19 protein-coding genes, 1 tRNA gene and 1 riboswitch are annotated in these 18591 nt (G+C 71.9%); of the genes, 11 read left to right on the forward strand and 9 right to left on the reverse strand.

Going from position 1 to position 18591, the window contains the following annotated elements; all coding sequences use genetic code 11:
* Positions 1–7: 7 nt before the first annotated feature.
* The 3 genes from OG329_RS22095 to OG329_RS22105 all read left to right on the forward strand — a co-directional run bounded on the left by OG329_RS22095 (position 8) and on the right by OG329_RS22105 (position 2587).
* Positions 8–313, forward strand: coding sequence for a PASTA domain-containing protein (locus OG329_RS22095; RefSeq protein ID WP_405797458.1), 306 nt, complete (start codon positions 8–10; stop codon positions 311–313).
* Between the two features lie 113 nt (positions 314–426).
* Positions 427–1548, forward strand: coding sequence for an NAD(P)/FAD-dependent oxidoreductase (locus tag OG329_RS22100; protein WP_405797459.1), 1122 nt, complete (start codon positions 427–429; stop codon positions 1546–1548).
* Between the two features lie 211 nt (positions 1549–1759).
* Positions 1760–2587, forward strand: coding sequence for a lipase family protein (locus OG329_RS22105; RefSeq protein WP_405797461.1), 828 nt, complete (start codon positions 1760–1762; stop codon positions 2585–2587).
* A gap of 28 nt (positions 2588–2615) precedes the next feature.
* Here the strand turns inward: OG329_RS22105 and OG329_RS22110 are convergent, their stop codons facing one another.
* Positions 2616–3107 (reverse strand): PaaI family thioesterase, encoded by a 492-nt coding sequence (locus OG329_RS22110; protein ID WP_405797462.1) that lies wholly within the window; start codon positions 3105–3107, stop codon positions 2616–2618.
* A gap of 123 nt (positions 3108–3230) precedes the next feature.
* Positions 3231–5264, reverse strand: a complete 2034-nt coding sequence (locus tag OG329_RS22115; protein WP_405797463.1) for a BTAD domain-containing putative transcriptional regulator — start codon at positions 5262–5264, stop codon at positions 3231–3233.
* A 98-nt stretch (positions 5265–5362) separates the two neighbouring features.
* On the opposite strand from OG329_RS22115, the gene OG329_RS22120 reads away from it, so the two are divergent.
* Complete coding sequence (locus OG329_RS22120) at positions 5363–6253, forward strand: alpha/beta fold hydrolase (protein WP_405797465.1); 891 nt, start codon at positions 5363–5365, stop codon at positions 6251–6253.
* A gap of 39 nt (positions 6254–6292) precedes the next feature.
* Here the strand turns inward: OG329_RS22120 and OG329_RS22125 are convergent, their stop codons facing one another.
* Positions 6293–6889 (reverse strand): TetR/AcrR family transcriptional regulator, encoded by a 597-nt coding sequence (locus OG329_RS22125; protein ID WP_405797466.1) that lies wholly within the window; start codon positions 6887–6889, stop codon positions 6293–6295.
* An 80-nt stretch (positions 6890–6969) separates the two neighbouring features.
* Here OG329_RS22125 and OG329_RS22130 point away from each other — a divergent pair, with 80 nt between their 5' ends.
* Complete coding sequence (locus OG329_RS22130; protein WP_405797468.1) at positions 6970–7395, forward strand: VOC family protein; 426 nt, start codon at positions 6970–6972, stop codon at positions 7393–7395.
* A 131-nt stretch (positions 7396–7526) separates the two neighbouring features.
* Here OG329_RS22130 and OG329_RS22135 read toward each other — a convergent pair whose 3' ends face one another.
* A complete protein-coding gene (locus OG329_RS22135) occupies positions 7527–7733 on the reverse strand; it encodes an antitoxin (RefSeq protein WP_405797470.1) in 207 nt (68 codons plus the stop codon).
* Between the two features lie 175 nt (positions 7734–7908).
* On the opposite strand from OG329_RS22135, the gene OG329_RS22140 reads away from it, so the two are divergent.
* Positions 7909–8121: a hypothetical protein gene (locus OG329_RS22140; RefSeq protein ID WP_405797471.1), complete on the forward strand. Its 213-nt coding sequence runs from the start codon at positions 7909–7911 to the stop codon at positions 8119–8121.
* Between the two features lie 66 nt (positions 8122–8187).
* Here the strand turns inward: OG329_RS22140 and OG329_RS22145 are convergent, their stop codons facing one another.
* The gene (locus OG329_RS22145) at positions 8188–8844 is read right to left on the reverse strand and encodes an HAD family hydrolase (RefSeq protein WP_405797472.1); all 657 of its coding nucleotides are present in this window, start codon (positions 8842–8844) and stop codon (positions 8188–8190) included.
* A gap of 101 nt (positions 8845–8945) precedes the next feature.
* On the opposite strand from OG329_RS22145, the gene OG329_RS22150 reads away from it, so the two are divergent.
* The 5 genes from OG329_RS22150 (at position 8946) to OG329_RS22170 (ending at position 13229) form a co-directional block, all read left to right on the forward strand.
* Complete coding sequence (locus tag OG329_RS22150; protein WP_405797474.1) at positions 8946–9125, forward strand: hypothetical protein; 180 nt, start codon at positions 8946–8948, stop codon at positions 9123–9125.
* A gap of 81 nt (positions 9126–9206) precedes the next feature.
* Positions 9207–9280 (forward strand) — tRNA-Met (locus OG329_RS22155).
* 108 nt (positions 9281–9388) lie between these two features.
* Positions 9389–10138 carry a MerR family transcriptional regulator gene (locus OG329_RS22160; protein WP_405797476.1) on the forward strand — a complete coding sequence of 250 codons (750 nt, stop codon included), beginning with the start codon at positions 9389–9391 and terminating at the stop codon, positions 10136–10138.
* 518 nt (positions 10139–10656) lie between these two features.
* The gene (locus OG329_RS22165) at positions 10657–11742 is read left to right on the forward strand and encodes a PP2C family protein-serine/threonine phosphatase (RefSeq protein WP_405801961.1); all 1086 of its coding nucleotides are present in this window, start codon (positions 10657–10659) and stop codon (positions 11740–11742) included.
* Positions 11743–11994: 252 nt separating this feature from the next.
* Positions 11995–12150: riboswitch (cyclic di-AMP (ydaO/yuaA leader) on the forward strand.
* A gap of 11 nt (positions 12151–12161) precedes the next feature.
* Complete coding sequence (locus OG329_RS22170; RefSeq protein ID WP_405797477.1) at positions 12162–13229, forward strand: M23 family metallopeptidase; 1068 nt, start codon at positions 12162–12164, stop codon at positions 13227–13229.
* On the opposite strand, the gene OG329_RS22175 is transcribed toward OG329_RS22170, so the two are convergent.
* The 4 genes from OG329_RS22175 to OG329_RS22190 form a co-directional block, all read right to left on the reverse strand.
* Entirely contained in the window at positions 13226–14560 is a 1335-nt protein-coding gene (locus OG329_RS22175) for a PrsW family intramembrane metalloprotease (protein ID WP_405797479.1), read from the reverse strand. The genes OG329_RS22170 and OG329_RS22175 overlap by 4 nt on opposite strands.
* A 9-nt stretch (positions 14561–14569) precedes the next feature.
* The gene (gene trmB, locus OG329_RS22180; protein WP_405801962.1) at positions 14570–15334 is read right to left on the reverse strand and encodes a tRNA (guanosine(46)-N7)-methyltransferase TrmB; all 765 of its coding nucleotides are present in this window, start codon (positions 15332–15334) and stop codon (positions 14570–14572) included.
* Between the two features lie 99 nt (positions 15335–15433).
* Positions 15434–16705, reverse strand: coding sequence for an L-2-hydroxyglutarate oxidase (gene lhgO / locus OG329_RS22185; protein ID WP_405797480.1), 1272 nt, complete (start codon positions 16703–16705; stop codon positions 15434–15436).
* A gap of 158 nt (positions 16706–16863) precedes the next feature.
* A complete protein-coding gene (locus tag OG329_RS22190) occupies positions 16864–18393 on the reverse strand; it encodes a sporulation protein (protein ID WP_405797481.1) in 1530 nt (509 codons plus the stop codon).
* Positions 18394–18591 lie beyond the last annotated feature (198 nt).

The following is an 18591-nucleotide window of genomic DNA, read 5'->3' on the forward strand; positions in this document are numbered from 1 at the left end:
GCGCCCGATGCGCAAATTTCTCGTCGCCGCGGTGATCATCGCCGCCCTGGTCACCTTGTCGAACCACACCAAGAAACAACAGTCGACCCTGCCCGACCTGCACGGCCTCACCCTCTCCCACGCCCAGAGCCGGGCCCGCGCCGAGGGCTTCAACCGCATCGAGTCCCAGGACGCCACCAGCGAGGACCGGGCCCAACTGCTGGGCGACAACTGGAAGGTGTGCTCCCAGATACCGGCGCCGGGCAGCCACTCCGTGACCACTCTGGTCTCGCTGACGGTGGTCAAGAGCGAGGAGCGGTGTCCGGGCAACTGACCGCCGTGACGACGGCGTGACCGTCGTCACACCCCGTCACATTCCACCGTCCCGCGAAGTGAAGAGGGTGAACGCCGACGTAGCGAAAGCACGCACAGCAAAGGGAGTTCACCATGTCGAACCGGACCACCCGCGTCGTCGTCCTCGGCGCCGGGTACTCAGGGCTCCTCGCGGCGAAACTGGCCGCCCGGCGCACGGACGCGCGCGTCACGCTGATCAACGCGGGCGAGCGGTTCGTGGAGCGCATCCGGCTGCACCAGCACGCGGCCGGGCAGCGGCTGCGCGACCTGCCCCTGCGGCGGCTGCTCGACGGCACGGACATCACGTTCGTCAAGGACCGCGTCGTCGGCATCGACGCCGACGACCAGAGCGTCGCGCTGGAGACGGGCGGCGACAGCGTCCCGTACGACGTGCTCATCTACGCCCTCGGCAGCCGCGCCGACCTGCGTACCACCCCCGGCGTCGACACGTACGCCGAGACCGTCGCCGACGTCGCGCACGCCGACAGGCTGCGGCGGCGCCTACGGGAAAGCCGGTCCGTCGTGGTCGTGGGCGGCGGGCTGACCGGCATCGAGACCGCCGCGGAGCTGGCCGATTCGCACCCCGGCCTCCCCGTGCGGCTGGTGACCGGCGGCGCGTTCGCGTCGGCGTTCTCCACGCGCGGCGGACAGCACGTACGGCGCGCCTTCGGCCGGCTCGGCGTGCGGGTGACCGACGAGGTACGCGTCGCCGAGGTCGACGGCGACGGGCTGATCCTCGCCGGGGGCGAGCGCGTCGCGGCCGACACCGTCGTATGGACCACCGGCTTCGAGGTGCCGGTCCTCGCCGCCGACGCGGGCTTCGCCGTGGACGAGACGGGCCGGATCCTCGTGGACGGGACACTGCGCTCGGTCTCCCACCCGCAGGTGTACGCGGTCGGCGACGCCGCCGCGGCCCGCCGCGTGGACGGGCAGCCGCTGCGTATGGCGTGCGCCACGGGTCTGCCGGTCGCGCAGCACGCCACGCGGGCGCTGGCCGACCGGCTGGCCGGGCGTGAGCCGGGGCCGCTGCGGTTCCGTTATCTCAACCAGTGCGTGAGTCTGGGGCGCCGGGACGGGCTCATCCAGTTCGTCCGGGCGGACGACTCTCCTGTGGAGACGGTGCTCACCGGGCGTGCGGCCGCGTTCTACAAGGAGGCGATAGTGCGCTCCGCGGTGCTCACCCAGCGGCACCCGGCGCTCGCCGCCGTGACGTAGCCGAGCGCGGGTGTGGGCGCGGACGTGGGCGTGGACGTGGGCGCGTACGTGGGCGCGTACGCGAGGACGAGTGCGCCGGGCGCCTACCGGGCGCGCGGCCCCGGGAGCGGACTTCGCGTGCCGGAGCGCGGCACGTCGTCGTTTGCCGGGCGTACGACCCCGACCCCCGACCCCCGCCGCTCGCCCGCTCGCCCGCTCCCGGAGGACACCGATGGCCATCCCCGCCCTGGACCACTCCACGACCCGCTACTCCCTCCCGCACGCCTACTGGATGGCCCGCGCGGCCGGGCTCGCCCCGCTGGACCGGGACGCCATCGAGGCGCAGGCCACCGCGTGGGGCTTCGACGAGGTGCGGCACTTCGAGTCGACGCACCGGATGCCGTTCCCGATCGAGGACACCCAGGCGTACGTGATGGCCGGCGACCGCATGATCGTCGCCGGTTTCCGGGGCACGGAGGTCCTGAAGATCTACGACTGGCTCACCGACGTCGACACCCCGCCCGTCCCCGGACCGGCGAACAAGGGCTTCGTCCACTACGGCTTCAACCAGGCACTCCAGTCCGTCTATCCGCAACTCCGCGACACCGTCGAGGAGTTGCGCACCGACGGGCAGAGCGTCTGGTTCACCGGCCACAGCCTGGGCGGGGCCCTCGCGATGCTCGCCGGTGCCCGCTGGTACTTCGAGGAGCCGCGGCTGCTGCCGGACGGCGTCTACACCTTCGGCCAGCCGCGTACCTGCGAGCGGCTGCTTGCCGGAATGCACAACAAGGCTTTCAAGGGCCGCTGTTACCGCTTCGTCAACAACAACGACATCGTCCCCCATCTCCCGCCCGAGCCGGTGTTCACACACGTCGACTCGCTCCGCTACTTCGACGCGGACGGCGGACTCCACGAGTCCCTTCCCCTGACGGCGCGGCTGCTCGACCGGGCCAAGGGGCTGAGCGCGGATCTCTTCGCCCCGGAGACCGACGCGATCAAGGACCACCATCTGGCCAACTATCTGGCCGCGTTCGAGAAGAACCTCGCCAACGCCGTTTGACCGGGCGGCAATTGGCCCGTTCGGCGCGTCAGTCCGCGGCGGCGGCGTCCGTACGGCGCGTGCGGATCAGCGTCTGCTGCCCGTTCGCGACGAGCGTCCGCCGCCGACCCTCCTCCTGGACGCCGAACACCTCCAACTGGCAGACGGTCAGCGTGCGTCCGGACTTCAGGACCGTGCCCACCGCCTCCATGTGGTCGCCGGTGGCGGGCGCGAGGAGGTTGATCTTGTACTCGACGGTGAGTACGTCGCTGTCCGGCCCGAACAGCGTGAGAGCCGCGTAGCCCCCGGCGGTGTCGGCGATCGCGCTGGTGGCACCGGCGTGGAAGTAGCCGTGCTGCTGCGTCACTTCGGGCCGTCCGGGGAGCACGATGTGCACACGCCCCGGCGCGATCAGCGTCATCCGCGCACCGAGATGGCTCATCAGCCCCTGCCGCTCGAAGCTCGCCCGGACCCGCGCCCGCACCTCGGCGCTCGCTTCCGCGAGTTCACGGCCGGCGCGCTGTGTACGGTCGTCGTCCATGTGCTCTCCTTGGCTGTGAGGCGGGCCCGGTTGACCGCCCGTGCGGCGGACGGCCGGGTCTTCCGTACGGTACGGGCGACCGGCGTCTCGCCGGGCTGCCGGGTGTCCAGCGGCCGACCGGGCTCAGTTCCGTAGCGCCGCGCTCATCGCCGTGAGGTAGCCGGCCACCGGGCCGAGGGTGAGCAACCCGCTTCCCGCGCCCGCGAGTTCGGCCGACGCGGGCAGCAGGCGTTCGCGTACGCGCGTGAGTACGGCGTCGTCGCCCAGCTCCAGCGCCGCCGTCGCCTCCAGGCAGCAGCACGCCTCGTACAGCAGATCGCGGGCCGGCTCCGGCAGCGCGCGCAGCGCGGTGCGTGCGGTGGCGCGGTCGTCGGTGGCCAGGGCCGCGAGCGGGGTGATCCAGGGGCGGTACGGGCCCCAGTCCGCCGCCGGGTCGATCGCGTCACGCGGGGGGACGCGCGGGCCGTCGGCGAAGTGCAGGGACAGCAGCGCGAGGGGCAGCAGGCCGTGGGTCAGGCCCGGCATACCGGCCTGCGGCAGGTCGGCGGCGGCGGACTCGTACGCCGACCTCGCCCCGGCGAGATCCCCGGACGCGGACAGCCGCAGGGCGCCGTACCACCGGGTGAAGACGCCCACGAGCGGCCGTTCGTGACGGTCCGCCAGACGGTCGGCCGCGGCGGCGTGGGTGTCGGCCGACGCGAAGTCGCCCAGCGCGCAGTACGCCTGGAGAAGGATCAGCCGGCCCAGCACCTCGAACGTCGCCAGACCGCGGCGCGCGCTCAACTCGACCAGTTCCGCGCCGATTTCGGCGCGGCGGGGCGCGAGGCCCGCACGGGTGAAGGACTGCATGAACACCCCGTTCAGCGCGAACGCCAGCAGCGCCGGATCGTCCAGCCGCCGGGCGATCGCCTCCGCCTGGCCCGCGGCCTGCGGGCCGCGCGCGGAGTGCGAGCCGCGCGTCTCGACCGCGACGGTCGCGAGGAGACGGCAGCGCACCGCGTCGTACGCGTCGTACGAGGCGGTGCCCCCGGGCGGCGGCAGGGCGGCCAGGGTCCGTTCGGCGGCGGCGACGATCTGCCGCGCCAACTGCGGATCGTCGCCCCGGGTCCAGATCGCGGGGACGTCGAACGCGCCGATCACCCGGCCGGTCAGTGCCGGGTCGCCGAACTCCTCGGCGGCGGCGACGGCCGCCATGCGGTGCTCACGGGCGGCGGTCAGTCCGCCGCCGCCGGTCACCGCGAGGTCGCGGAGCAGGCTCACCGTCGTCTCCAGACGGGCGCGGGCGCCGGCCGCGACCGTGCGGTCGTACGCCGCCGCTGCCTGCGTCCACAGACGCGACGCCGTCTCGGTGGGACCAGCCGTCTCGGTGGCCGTTTTGGCTGCCGCGCCGAGCGCCGGATCCTGCGCCAGGATGTCCGCCTCCAGCCTGCGCAGCCCCGGCCCCGGATCCAGGCCGAGCTGTTCCACCAGCGTCGACCGGGCCCGGCGCAGTACGGCGAGCGCGTCGCCCTGGCGGCCCGTCCGGTACAGCGCCAGCGCCAGCAGCCGCCACGCGTCCTCGCGCCAGGGGTGGTCGGTCAGATGGGCGTCCAGGTCGGGGACCGCCTCGGCGGCGAGACCGAGGGCCAACTGGGCGTCGGCCCGGCGCTCGACCGAACGCAGCCGCAGCTCGGCGAGGCGGGCACGCTCGCCCCGTACCCACTCCTCATGTGCGAAGTCGGCGTACGCGGGCCCGCGCCACAGCTCCAGCGCCCCGTCCAGTCGCGGCAGCGCCCGCGCGGGCGGCAGCTTCGCCGCCTCGCCGACCGCCGTCTCGAAACGCCAGGCGTCGACCGCGTCCGGCTCGGCGCGCAGCGCGTAACCGGGGCCTTCGGTGACGAGCAGCCGGGCGGGAGCGCGGGGCGGACGGTCCGGCTCCAGGGCGCGGCGCAGGTCGGCGACGAAGGTCTGTACGGCGCCGACCGCGCCCTTCGGCGGCGAATCCGCCCACAGGTCGGCGACCAGTCGGTCGACGGGGACGACACGGCGGCGGGCGACGATCAGCCGGGCGAGTACGGCGCGGTGCCGCGGCCCCTTGAGGGCGATCGGGCTCTCCTGAAGTCCGGCACTCACGGGGCCGAGCACACCGAACACGACCGGTGACCGTTCCCGCTCCATCCGACCTCCTCCGCCCGCGCTGACCGGCTGCTGATTCGCGGCCCACATGCTCGAAGCAACGCACACCACCGCGTACGTCACCCTAGGAAGGGCGCACCATGCACCCCACCACCCCCACCATCCCCGGCTTCACCTACCGGCGCGTCCCCGTCGCCGACGACGTCACCCTCAATGTCGCCGTCGCAGGCTCGGGCAGCCCCGTCATGCTCCTGCACGGCTTCCCGCAGACCCATCTCATGTGGCGGCACGTCGCCGTCGAACTCGCCGCCCACCACACCGTCATCTGCCCCGACCTGCGTGGTTACGGCGCCAGCGACAAGCCCGCCGAGAACGCGGCCGATGACCTCACGTACGCCAAGCGCACCATGGCCGCCGACACCGTCGCGCTCGCCCGCGCCCTGGGGCACGACCGGTTCGCGCTGGTCGGCCACGACCGGGGCGCGCTCGTGGCGATCCGCGCGGCCCTCGACCACCCGGACGTGATCACCCATCTCGCCTCGCTCGACGTCCTGCCCACCCTGGACATGTGGGACGTCATGCACGGCACCGGCGCCGCTGTCGGCTTCCACCTCTATCTGATGGCCCAGCCGCCCGGTCTGCCCGAGCGGATGATCAGCGCGAGCGCGGACGAGTTCTTCGGTTACTTCCTCGACATCTGGACGCGTGACCCGCGGGCGATCCCGGCCGACATCCGCGCCGAGTATCTGGCCGCCTCCCGCGCCGCCGTCCCGTCCATCGTCGCGGACTACCGCGCCTCCGCCGGGATCGACGTCGCCCACGACCAGGCCGACCGCGACGCCGGGAACCGACTGCGGATGCCGGTGAGCGTGCTCCAGCAGGACTGGGGTACAGCCCTGGGCTTCGACGCCGCCGCGCGCTGGCGCGCCTGGGCGCCGGACCTGCGGCACGCCACCGTCTCCTGCGGTCACTTCATGGCCGAGGAGGCACCGGACGTCGTCGCCAAGGCGGTACTCGACCTGGTGCGGTGACCGCGGTCGGCCTCAACGCCTGCTGTCGTCCGTCGTCCGTCAGCCGGTCCGCAGCGCTTCGAGCAGCCGCCCCAGCGCGGCCCTGGTGTCGGTGAGATCCGCCGGGTCGGCCGAGGTCGCCAGCCACAGCGCCGCCTCGTTCATCGCGCCCGACAGCAGATGCGCGAGCGGCGCCACCGGCTGCGCGGCGATCACGCCCTCGGCCACGAGCGCGGTCAGCGCCTCCGTCAGATGACGGGCCGACGACTCCTCGTCCATCGCCCGCCACTCGGTCCAGCCCAGTACGGCGGGCCCGTCGATGAGCATGATCCGCTGAATGTCCGGCGCGGTCGTCGCCGTGATGAACTCCTGGCAGCCCGCGACCAGTTGGTCCCAGGAGCCGTCCCGCGCGTCGGCCGCCGCCGCGACGCGCCGGCCCACCTCTTCCTGTACGTCTTCCAGTACGGCCCGGAAGAGAGCGGCCTTGCTGTCGAAATGGTGGTAGAGCGCGCCCTTGGTCACCCCGGCGGCGGTGACGATCTCCGCGAGGCTCACCGCCCCGTAACCGACCTCCGCGAAGTACCTGCGGCCCTCGCGCAGCAGGGTCTGTCTGGTCTGCTCCCGCTGCCGGGCCCTGGCTCCGTGCTGCTGCGGCATGGCGGTCCCCTCCGATTGACATACCAGTGGTATGCGAATAACGTCGTTCGCGTACCGATGGTATGCGAAAGGAATCCGTCATGGAGCTGACCAGCTTCTATCCCGTGATCGCCACCACGCGGCTCCAGGAGTCCCGCGACTTCTACACCCGGCTTCTGGGCTTCGAGACGACGTTCGCGGCCGACTGGTACGTAAGCCTGCGCCGGCCGGGCACCGTCCCGTACGAGCTGGCGCTCCTCGACCCCACCCACCCGACACTGCCCGAGGGCTACGGCAAGCCCGTCCAGGGGCTGCTCCTCAACTTCGAGGTGGTGGACGTGGACGCGGAGTGGCGGCGGCTCGTCGACGAGGAGGGGCTGGCCCCCGTACTCGCCCTGCGCAGCGAGGACTTCGGGCAGCGGCACTTCATCGTGGCGGACCCCTCCGGGGTGCTGATCGACATCATCACGCCGATCGAGCCGGTGGGGGACTTCACGGAGCAGTACGCCGAGATCTTCGGTACGTAGCCGACGCGGCCCGCCGGTCAGCCGGTCAGCCGGCCGGTCCGCGACACGCGAAGGCTCCGACCGGAGCAGGGGACCGGTCGGAGCCTTCGCGCGTCGCCGTCGCCGTCGCCGTACGCGGCTGACCCCTCGGATCAGCTCTGTGGCGGGCGGTCGTCGCCCGGCGTGGGCCGCTGCTGGGAGCCGAGCTGTTCGTTGAGCTTCTGCTGGGCCGTGTCGACCTGGCTCTCGTGCTTGTTGCCGGTCTTCTTGTCCACGGCGTCACCGGCCTTGTCGACACCTTTTCGCACGGTGTCCTCGTGGCCCTTGAGCAGACCCTTGAGTTTGTCGAGCATCGACATGACTCGTCCTCCCTTGTGGGTTCACCTCCAGCATCGCGGCGTGTGTCGTATCCCGCATCCGGGCGGTGACAAAGCACGTGGAAGAGTCGGTAACCGGTCCATTTCGCGGAGGTCTCCGGGCAAAGACCGGCCCCCGAGGCTGCGCTCGGGCTCCGGGAGTCGCACTCTTGACCGTATGAGTGACACACCGATCGTCGTGCACCGGCCGTCCGGGACGGGCGGCCGGCGGGTCACCGTCCGCGGCCGGATCATGGGACTCGCCCACAGCGACGACCATCTGATCGAATTCCTGCGGATCGCCGGGCTGCCCGACGCGTGGGAACTGCTCGACGACCCCGCCTGGGTGGAGTGGCAGGGCGGGCAGCCGCACGAGTACGGCTCCGAGTGACCCGGCCGCCGCCCGCCCCTCAGGCCAACTGCCCTCAGGTCAACCGCCCTCAGGCCGTCCGCCCGCTCAGGCCAACTGCCGCCGCTCCGCCACGATCGGTGTGAGCTGGGTGAGCGCGTCGATCCGCCAGTCCGCCGCCGCGACGACGTCGGGATCGTCCGCCGACAGATAGCCCCAGGGCCCCCGCCGCAGATGCGCCGCCCGCAGACCGGCCCGCTGGGCGGGGAACAGATCGTGCATGGGGTGGTCGCCGACGTACAGAATCCGTTCCGGCGCGGTGTCCGCCGCCTCCACGACCCGGGCGAAGAACTCCTCCGAGGGCTTGGCGACACCCCACTCGCCGGACGTGACGACCAGATCGGCGGGCAGATCCAGGCCCCGCAGCAGCTCACCGGCCTTGGCGGTCTGGTTGCCGGCGATGATGACGCGTACGCCGAGCTGGTGCAGACCGGCCAGGGCGGGCCGTACGTCGGGATAGAGGTCGGACTCGTCCAGATGCTCGCCCCGGCCCGCGGCCTCTCTGGCCCGGTACGCCTCACCGACATCTATGCCCGGCTTGATGAGGCGCAGGGCGTCGGCGTTGTCCCTGCCCTGGGTGGTGACGGCGCCGGCCAGCGCGGAGATGGTGTGGCGGGGGATGCCGAGCCAATCGGCCCAGGAAGCCCAGTAGCGGTCGTCGCGGACGAGAGTCTCGCCGACGTCGAACACGATGGTTTCGATCACCGGTGTAAGCGTAGGTGCTGAGGGGCTTCGGACGGTGGCCATACGGGGCCGTGGGGGTACACGCTCTGCCGATTGTCAGTGGCGGGCCGTAGCCTTACTCCATGTCAGCTTCCTCTGATGCCCGTGCTTCCGTCCGTCCCGCCGCCGTCGTCAACACGGAGATCCGTGCCCTGTGGGCGCGGGCGGGCAGGGCGCTGTCTCCCGCCGAGCAGGAGGAGTATCAGCGGCTCCTGGTCGAGTGGGCGGCGGCGGTCCACGCGGATGTGGTGGAGGCCGCTTAGGCCGATCGAGGGCCCTGGACGAGTCTCCGGCGGTAAATGGAGATGATCTTGGTCCGGATGGCGTAATGTTGCATTCAACGGCGCGGGGTGGAGCAGCTCGGTAGCTCGCTGGGCTCATAACCCAGAGGTCGCAGGTTCAAATCCTGTCCCCGCTACTGGCAGAAGACGAAGGCCCGGATCCAGTGGATCCGGGCCTTCGTCGTGCGCGCGTGCGGGCCTACACGCTTGACCTTTACGTAACGTCAAGATTTACCGTTTCCAGCATGGAGTGGTCGATCCAGGACATCGCGAAGAAGGCCGGCACGACGAGCCGCACGCTCAGGCACTACGGCGAGCTGGGACTGCTGACCCCGAGCCGGGTCGGCGGCAACGGTTACCGCTACTACGACCAGGACGCCCTGGTGCGGTTGCAGCGGATTCTGCTGCTGCGTGAGCTGGGTCTCGGTCTGCCCGCGATCGCCGGGATCCTCGACGGCCAACAGGACACGGCCGCCGCCCTGCGCACCCACCTCGCGCTGCTCGAACAGGAGCGCGCGCGGGTGGGCCGTCTCATCGCCTCGGTGCGGACCACTCTCCACAAGACCGAGAAGGGAGAAGAGCTGATGGCCGAGGAAATTCTCGACGGCTTCGATCACACGCGGTACGAGCAGGAGGTGACCGAGCGGTGGGGCCGCGACGCGTACGAGAAGAGCGACCGCTGGTGGCGGTCGCTGAGCGAGGGCGAGCGCCGGGAGTTCATGGGCCGGCACGAGGACATCGCCCGCGACTGGGGGCAGGCCAAGAAGGACGGTCTTGCCGCCGACAGCGACGGGGCGCAGGCCGTCGCCGCCCGGCACTGCGACTGGCTGTCGGCGGCCACGACGAGCCCCGGCAGGTCGTACGTCATCAATGTCACCGCGATGTACGTGGACGACGCGCGCTTCGGGCGGAACTACGACAAGTACGAGCAGGGCGCGGCCGTCCTCGTACGGGACGCGATGAAGGTGTACGCCGAGCGCCACCTCACCGACTGACGGCGCCTCGTACGGCGGGCCGGGAAATCCGCTCGGCGGCGCGGCCGACAGTGCGGCCGACAGTGGGGCGGACAGTGGGGCGGATAGCCCAGTCGGTCGACGGCGGGTAGCCGCCCGGCGCGGAAGGGGCCAGCCTGGGAAGGGTGCGGGTACCGTCCGCAGCCGTCGACGGACCGGGCAGGAGGCCACTGGTGGGGCACCAGAGAGGCAGCGGAGACGACGGGACGGCGGGTGGCGGAAGCGGACGAGCGGGCGACAACCGTTCCGCCGGTAAAGCCGTCCGCTCCCGCCTGGCCGCCGGGGCCAGGCTCCGCAACCTCAAGGACAGCGTCGACCGCGGGGTCCGGCGCGGCTTCCGGCGCGCCGACGCCGGCTTCCGCGAGGCGGACCTGCTCCCGGACGACCTCACGGAGAACGGTTCGCGCTCCGCGGACAAGCATCCACCCGGCTTCGGCCCCGGCGCCCCCCGTCCGTCCGGGCGGCGCGGCCGGCACGCCGCCCGCTCACCGCATCCGGTCGTGCAGATCCTGCCCGGCCTGATCATCGTGATGGCGATCATCCTGGACGAGGCGACCCCGACCGCCTTCACCTCCGCCCCGCTCTTCGCGGCGGCACCGCTGGTCGCCGCCCCGTTCTTCTCCTTCGCGGGCACCCTCGTCATCGCCATCCTGTCGACCGCCGCCACGGTCGGACTCCACCTCTACAACTCGGCGTCCCAGGTCTCGACGGTCACCGATTCGCTGACCGTCTTCACGGTCTCCGCCCTCGCGCTGGCCATCAACGGTGTCGTTCGCCGCAGCGGCGAACGCCTCGCCTCGGCGCGGGTCATCGCCGAGGCGGCCCAGCGCGCCGTCCTGCCCACGCCCGAGCCACGCATCGGCGGGCTGCATGTCGCCGCGCGCTACGAGGCGGCGGAGGAGGGCGCGTTCATCGGCGGTGACCTGTTCGCCGTCCAGGACACGGCGTACGGGGTACGGCTGGTGGTCGGTGACGTACGCGGCAAGGGCATGGGGGCCGTCGAGACCGTGGCCGTCGTCATCGGTGCCTTCCGCGAGGCCGCCGAGCAGGAGAGTTCACTCGAAGGGGTCGCGCAGCGGCTGGAGCGGGCGCTGGCGCGCGAAGGCACACGGCGCAACGGGATCGATCTGTTCGAGGGCTTCACCACCGCCGTACTGGCGGAGATCCCGCATGTCGAGGGCATGGTGCGGGTGGTCAACCGCGGGCACCCGGAGCCGCTGATGCTCGCCGCCGACGGCGGGCTGACGGTGCTGGCCCCGTCCGACCCGACGCTGCCGCTGGGGATGGGCGAGCTGGGGGCGTGGCCGGACCGGGCGGACGAGGTGCCGTACAGCTCCGGATCGACGCTGCTGCTCTACACGGACGGGCTCACCGAGGCGCGCAACGCGGCGGGTGTCTTCTACAACCCGCGCGAACGGCTGGCGGGACGGATCTTCCCCGGCCCCGACGAGCTGCTGGAGGCGATCGTCGGGGACGTACGGCGGCACACCGGTGGCCGCAGGACGGACGACATGGCGCTGCTGGCCGTCAGCCGGCCCACCGCGAGGCAGCCGGAACGGCGCAGGACGATGCGGGTCGTGCCGTGACGTCATCTCGCCCGGCACGCTGCGTAGTTGAGGCGCACCCCTCCGCATAACATTTGACGCACCGTCAGTTCGAGTGTGTGATCGCACACGGCCCGAGAGTCGATCAACTCGCCCGATTACACCCGCTTGTGCCCCGGTTGGTCCCGGCCGTCATCGCTAACGATCACCCGGAACAGCTTGGAATAAGCCCCGGTCGTCTATTAACGTTCGATAACGCAGCGCGGTTGTCCCAGCCGTCGAAAGAGACGGCACCGTGCGCACGCGCCGAATTCCGCAAGGAAACCGGGGAACCACCAATTGGGGTGAATCGGGCGTCTCTTGCTGCCTCGTGCGGCCAAGGAACGCTCGTAGGAGACCTTCCTGCTCCGAACCCGTCAGCTAACCCGGTAGGCGAGAAGGAAGGAAAGGAGAGCGCCCCAGTGGCGTCCAACAGTCCTGCCCCCGAGACCTCCGCCCCGGCCCGTTTCGGCCCCGGAAGCCGGTTCGCCGGCTCCGATCTCACCGACGGCGAGGCGAACAGGGACTGGGAGGAGTGGAATCCCACCGCGGACTCCATCCGTCCCGTACGCGGCAAGCACCGTGTCGCCAAACAGCGCAACGCTCTCGCCCGCAGCTCCACGGTCCTCGGAGTGGGTGTCATCGCCGCGGTCGGCGCGGGAGGCATCGCCTCCGCCCAGGACAAGCCCGCGGTCTCGATATCACTTCCCGACGCGATCTCGGACAATCTTCCCGACGCCAAGTCCCTTCCCGGCGTCGGGTCTTTCATGTCCGACGGCGACAAGATGAGCGAAGAGGCGGCGCCCGCCCCGCTCACCACGGCGGGCCTCACCGCCGCGGACGCCCAGCAGGGCACCACCGACTCCGGCGAGGCGCTGCGCGCCCGCATCCTCCAGCAGGCCGAGCAGCAGCAGGCCGAGGCCGACGCCGCCCAGAAGGCGAGCGCCGAGGCGGCAGCCGCCGAGAAGGCCGCGGCCGACGCCAAGAAGCAGCAGACCGAGGCCGAGGAGAAGGCCGCCGAGGAGAAGCGCAAGGCCAAGGAGGCGGCGGAGGCCAAGGCCGAGAAGGAGCGCCTGGAGAAGCTGGCCGCCAGCTTCTCGCTCCCCACCTCCTCGTACACGCTCACCTCGACCTACGGCCAGGCCGGCTCCATGTGGTCCTCCGGCCAGCACACCGGCCTGGACTTCGCGGCCCCCACGGGCACGCCCACCAAGGCCGTCCACAGCGGGACCGTCAAGTCGGCCGGCTGGTCGGGGTCGTACGGCTACCGCGTGGTGCTGGAGCTCGAGGACGGTACGGAGATCTGGTACGCCCACCTGTCCTCGATGACGGTCAGCACCGGCCAGAAGGTCACCACCGGCGAGACCGTCGGACGCGTGGGAGCCACCGGCAACGTCACCGGTCCGCATCTGCACCTTGAGGTGCACACCGCGGGCGGCAGCGGGATCGACCCGCTGAGCTGGCTGCGCGGCAAGGGCCTCACGCCCTAGGTTTTGTACGGGTTGTAGCCGCCGTAGTCGATGTACGGCGGCGGCGTCCACACCCGCCCCGTCGCCCGCGCCGCATACGCCAGCGCGGGCGACGCCATCTCCCGGCGCTGCCACAGGTGGTGAAGCAGCTCCTGCTCGCGCTCCACATAGTCCGGGCCGGCCGTGCCGCGTCCCGCGCGGTGGCGCAGGAACGCCAGGGAGGTCGCGAACGCCTCGTACTCGCCGACCGTGCGGGCCGCCGAAGGGCCGTACGTCCGCCGCGCGACAGCGCGCGCCATCGAGCGCGCCCGCATCGAGGACAGGGCGAGCGGTTCGGTCTCGGCGAGCCAGCCGGCCGCCGCGTACGCGGGCAACTCGGCCGAGACCGTGCGCAGTTCACGCTGCCGGCTCCAGATCGCCAGCCAGGTGAGCAGGGCGAAGACGGGCACCATGAAGGCCGCGTACACCGCGTAGAAGCCGTACGGGCCGAACAGCGACGACGAGCCGTTCCACAGGGCGTGAGTGCCCATGGCCAGCGCGAGGCCGAGCACCGGCAGGACATACCGGCGCACGCGCTGACGCCGGGTGGCGAGCGCGGCCATGCCGAAGCCGATGCCCGTCAGGACCGTGAACAGCGGATGCGCGAAGGGCGACATCACCACCCGTACGAAGAAGGTCGCCGCGGTCACGGACACCAGGCCCGAGTTGCCGATCTGCTGGTCCTCGCCGAAGGCGCTGCCGAGATAGAGGATGTTCTCGGTGAAGGCGAAGCCGGTCGCGGTGAAGCCGGCGACGACCACCCCGTCCACGAGACCGGTGAAGGACTGCCGCCGGAAGAGGAAGATCAGCAGGATCGCGGCGGCCTTCGCGCTCTCCTCGACGATCGGCGCGACCACCGTGGCGCCCAGGGACTCCGCGCCGCCGGGGTCGGCGGTGGCGGTGGCTATCCACTCGGTCGCGAAGGAGTTCGCCGTGATCGCCACGAGGGCGGCGGCACAGGCGCCCCAGGCGAAGGCGAAGATCAGATTCCGCCAGGGGCCCGGCTCGACCCGGTCCAGCCAGCGGAAGGCCGCCATCAGCAGCGGAACGGGCAGAAGTGCCAGACCGAGACCGACCAGGAAGCCCTGCGTGCCGGTCTGTTCCCGTACGAGCGACAGGATCAGCAGACCGCACAGGGCGAGCAGGATGATCACCGCACCCGCGCGGACGGCGGGGTGCCGCCACAGCGAGCGGTGCGGCCGGTAGCGCCAGCGGGAGCGCTCCGGCACGGCGGCCCACATGTCACCGAGCCGCTGCTGCTGCTCGTACGCGGGGATCGCCGGGTGCGGGGGTGATTGGGACGGTTCGGACACCTACTGACTCTAACGAGCCCCACTGACAATCCGCGACGGTGCGACCCGCGACGGTGCGATCCGGCGGAAGAGCAGGTCGCGCACGGCATGCCCCTTGTCGAGGCCCTGGCCCTCGAAGCGGGTGAGCGGTCGGAAGCCGGGACGCGGCGCGTAGCCGGAGTCCGGGGAGGTGTTCTCGAAGGCGGGGTGCGCGGTCAGCACGTCGAGCATCTGCTCGGCGTACGGTTCCCAGTCGGTCGCGCAGTGCAGTACGGCACCGGGCCTCAGCCTGGGCGCGGCCAGATCGAGGAACTCGGGCTGGATCAGCCGCCGTTTGTGGTGGCGCGTCTTGGGCCACGGGTCGGGGAAGTAGACGCGTAGCCCCGCCAGCGATCCGGGCGGCAGCATCTCCCGCAGCAGGATGATCGCGTCGCCGTTGGCCACCCGGATGTTGGACAGCCCGTTCCGCTCGGCGAGACGCAGGAGGTTCCCCTGCCCCGGGGTGTGGACATCGGCGGCGAGGATCCCGGTGCCCGGGTCGGCGGCCGCCATCCGCGCGGTCGCCTCGCCCATGCCGAAGCCGATCTCCAGGACGACCGGCAGCCCGCCGAACACGGCGTCGAGATCCAGGACACGCTGTCCGTCGATGTCCAGGCCCCAGGACGGCCACAGCCGCCGCAGGACATCGGCCTGGCCGGTCGTCACACGGCTGCGGCGCGGCTGGAAGCTGCGGATACGGCGCTCGAAGTGCGATCCGGCGGGATCGGCGGCCGGGCCCGTGCCCTCGGGGAACATCCGGCTCCGGGGGACGGTGCGGTCGCCTTCGCCGACGGCGCGTTCGCTGGTCACCCTGTCGATTCTACGGAACCGCGACCCAGGTCCGCCGGAGAGGACCTAGACCCCGTCCCCGTCCACGTCCCCGTCCACGTCCACGTCCCTCAGCATCGTCAGCGCCCGTCTCGCCACCTCGCGGCCGATCGGGAGCGAGGCCGTCGCCGCCGGGGAGGGCGCGTTGAGCACATGGACCGTGCGCGCCGCCCGCCGTATCAGGAAGTCGTCGGCCAGCGTGCCGTCCCGCAGCACCGCCTGCGCGCGCACCCCGGCCGTCGCCGGGCGCAGGTCCGCGTCCGTCACGGCGGGCAGCAGCCGGCGTACGGCGGTGGCGAAGGCGCGCTTGGACAGCGAGCGGCGCAGCTCGCCCGCGCCGTAACGCCAGTGTCTGCGCGCTATCCGCCAGGAGCCGGGCCAACTGAGCGTGCCCGCCAGCTCACGGGGGCGCACGGCGGACCAGGAGTAGCCCTCGCGGGCCAGCGCGGGCACCGCGTTGGGGCCGACATGGACGCCGCCGTCGATACCGCGCGTCAGATGCACCCCGAGGAACGGAAAGGCCGGATCCGGCACCGGATAGACCAGACCCCGGACGAGACCGGGCCGGGCCAGCTCGAAGTACTCGCCCCGGAACGGGACGATCCGCATGCCCGGGTCGTCGCCCGCGAGCCGCGCCACCCGGTCGCACTGGAGCCCCGCGCAGTTGACCAGGACGCGCGCTCTGACCACCTCGCCGGCGGCCGTACGGACGGCGACACCCCAGGCCCGCCGGTCGATGACGGTGACCTCCGCGCCGTACCGCACGGACGCGCCCGACGCCCGCGCCGAATCCGCGAGCCGCGCCGCGACCGCCTTGAAGTCGCACACCCCGGTCGAGCCGACATGGATCGCCGCCAGACCGCGCACCTCGGGCTCGTACTCCATGATCTGCGCGGGGCCCAGCTCCCGGACCGGAATGCCGTTCTCCCTGCCGCGCTGGACCAGGGCGTGCAGCCGGGGCAGCTCGTCGCGGCCGGTGGCGACGATGAGCTTGCCGGTGACCTCGTGCGCGATGCCGTACTCCGCGCAGAACTTGACCATCTCGGCGGCGCCCTTGATCGCGTATCGCGCCTTGAGGGATCCGGGGCGGTAGTACACACCGCTGTGGATGACGCCGCTGTTGTGCCCCGTCTGGTGCCGCGCGGGGCCGGGCTCCTTCTCCAGGACCGTCACGCGGGTGCCGGGGGCGGCCCGGGTCAGGGCGTAGGCCGTCGAGAGACCGACGATGCCGCCGCCGATCACCAGCACGTCGCAGTCGTAGCCACGGCCACCCACGCGGCCCGAGCCGTCTTCGTTCACCCGCGCAACCTCCCGCCCCGATAGTGCACTGGCCCACTGACAATGCCCTTAAACCACCGGGGTACCACGCGTGTCCCTCATCGTTCACCAAGCATTCGGGCAGCGGGCCCGACGACCGTCCTTCAAGGAGGACGGGACCGGTCCCCCCCCCGTACCGCCTACGCGGGCGCCACCAGCAGCGGACGTGCCCGCTCCCGCAGCTCCGCGACCCTCGGCTCGTGGCCGTACGGCTCGAGGCGGTGCAGCAGGTCGCGTACGTACTCCGTCGTGCGCGCCGACGAGATCCGCCCCGCCACCTCCACGGCACGCGTGCCCGCCGCGCACGCCGCGTCCAGATTGCCGGACTCCAGCTCGGCGACCGCGCTCACCACCAGACGCAGCCCGTGCGACCGCGCGAACTCCTCGGTCGGCCGCGACAGCGCCTGCTCGTTGAAGCGCCGCATCTGATGCGGCACCTTCAGATCGCGGTAGCACTCGGCGGCGTCGGCGGCGAAGCGGTCGTACGAGTAGAAGCCCAGCCAGCTCGGATCCGCGTCGCCCGCGCGCGAGCGCTCCAGCCAGCCCTCCGCCGCCTTGAGCGCGGCGCCGGCCGCCGCCGCGTCGCCCGCCTTCGCGTGCGCGCGTGCCTCGACCAGCCTAAAGAAGCTCAAGGTGCGGGCCGTCGCCAGCCCCCGGTTGCGTTCGACCGCCGCCTGGGCCAGATCGACACCCTCGTCGGCGAAGCCGCGGTAGGTCGCCTGGAGGGACATCGAGGCCAGCACATAGCCGCCGAGCGGCACATCGGCCGCCGCGCGGGCCAGGCGCAGCGCCTGGATGTAGTAGCGCTGCGCGGCCTCCTGTTGACCGGTGTCGAAGGCCATCCACCCGGCCAGCCGGGTCAGTTCGGCGGTCGCGCCGAACAGACCGCGCCCGACCTCGTCGCTGTACGCGGCGAGCAGCAGCGGCGCCGCGTCGACCCGCAGGCACTCGGGCACCATCGACGAACGCCAGTCCCCGCCGCCGTACTTGGAGTCCCAGCGCCGGGCGTCGGCCGCCGCCTCACGCAGCTTGGCGACATCGCTGTGGCCCACGCGCAGGGGTGACAGCTCGCCCCCGGCATCGCTCCCCGGCGGCCCTGTGGCGCCCGGTGAGCCCGGCGCGCCCGTCGGTGCGGTCAACCCGGGTCCGCCGTGCGCCGCGTGCGCTCTGCGTGCCGCCTCGGCCATCGCCGCGTCCCGCGCGACGGACGAGTCGGCGGGCGATATCAGCCACCGTGAGGCGGGCGTGGCATATGCGCTGACCGCGAAGGAACCGGCCAGCGACTGCCAGATGCCGCCGCTGCCCGCCCGCCGGCCCGCCAGGTCCAGCCGGTACAGATCGGTCGCCGACCGCACCGCCTCGCCCACGTCGCGCGGGAAGGCGAGACCCACCTCCGGCGCCGGATCGGCGTCGGCCAGGCCGATTTCGTGCAGTGGTACGGGTCGGCCCAGCTTGGCACCGATGGCCGCGGCGATCAGATGGGGAGCCGCACCCTGCGGAATCATCCCCTTCGAAACCCATCGCGCCACTGAGGTTTTGTCGTATCGAAGCGTCAGACCGCGCTGCGACCCGAGGTCGTTGACCCGCCGGGCGAGACCGGCGTTGCTGATTCCCGCGAGGGCGAGAACGGTGCCGAGCTTCTCGTTCGGCCCGCGTAGCTCCCTGGACATGCGCCACCCCTCGACACACAGACGGCCGCCCCGCCGACTCCTCTTGTGAGGAACCTCGTGGCATTCGTAAACCCAGCGTAGTTCGCCGCATCCCTACCGTTAAGGGGCGGTGGTCCGGATGGCGGGATTGTTGTCCGTACGCGAGTACGTGTGAAACCCGCCCCGGATCGAACGTGCTCCGGGTGTGTGGCCGTGCGC

It is taken from the genome of Streptomyces sp. NBC_01506 (genome assembly GCF_045040295.1).
Lineage (GTDB): Bacteria > Actinomycetota > Actinomycetes > Streptomycetales > Streptomycetaceae > Streptomyces.

Excerpts from the sequence above, each read along its gene's own strand:
- OG329_RS22130 (WP_405797468.1), top strand. The coding sequence starts at position 6,970 with ATGGAGCTGACCAGCTTCTATCCCGTGATCGCCACCACGCGGCTCCAG.
- OG329_RS22100 (WP_405797459.1), top strand. The coding sequence starts at position 427 with ATGTCGAACCGGACCACCCGCGTCGTCGTCCTCGGCGCCGGGTACTCA.
- OG329_RS22135 (WP_405797470.1), bottom strand. The coding sequence starts at position 7,733 with ATGTCGATGCTCGACAAACTCAAGGGTCTGCTCAAGGGCCACGAGGAC.
- OG329_RS22150 (WP_405797474.1), top strand. The coding sequence starts at position 8,946 with ATGTCAGCTTCCTCTGATGCCCGTGCTTCCGTCCGTCCCGCCGCCGTC.
- OG329_RS22160 (WP_405797476.1), top strand. The coding sequence starts at position 9,389 with ATGGAGTGGTCGATCCAGGACATCGCGAAGAAGGCCGGCACGACGAGC.
- OG329_RS22140 (WP_405797471.1), top strand. The coding sequence starts at position 7,909 with ATGAGTGACACACCGATCGTCGTGCACCGGCCGTCCGGGACGGGCGGC.
- OG329_RS22125 (WP_405797466.1), bottom strand. The coding sequence starts at position 6,889 with ATGCCGCAGCAGCACGGAGCCAGGGCCCGGCAGCGGGAGCAGACCAGA.
- OG329_RS22115 (WP_405797463.1), bottom strand. The coding sequence starts at position 5,264 with ATGGAGCGGGAACGGTCACCGGTCGTGTTCGGTGTGCTCGGCCCCGTG.
- OG329_RS22110 (WP_405797462.1), bottom strand. The coding sequence starts at position 3,107 with ATGGACGACGACCGTACACAGCGCGCCGGCCGTGAACTCGCGGAAGCG.
- OG329_RS22120 (WP_405797465.1), top strand. The coding sequence starts at position 5,363 with ATGCACCCCACCACCCCCACCATCCCCGGCTTCACCTACCGGCGCGTC.
- OG329_RS22190 (WP_405797481.1), bottom strand. The coding sequence starts at position 18,393 with ATGTCCAGGGAGCTACGCGGGCCGAACGAGAAGCTCGGCACCGTTCTC.
- OG329_RS22095 (WP_405797458.1), top strand. The coding sequence starts at position 8 with ATGCGCAAATTTCTCGTCGCCGCGGTGATCATCGCCGCCCTGGTCACC.
- OG329_RS22105 (WP_405797461.1), top strand. The coding sequence starts at position 1,760 with ATGGCCATCCCCGCCCTGGACCACTCCACGACCCGCTACTCCCTCCCG.
- trmB (WP_405801962.1), bottom strand. The coding sequence starts at position 15,334 with ATGTTCCCCGAGGGCACGGGCCCGGCCGCCGATCCCGCCGGATCGCAC.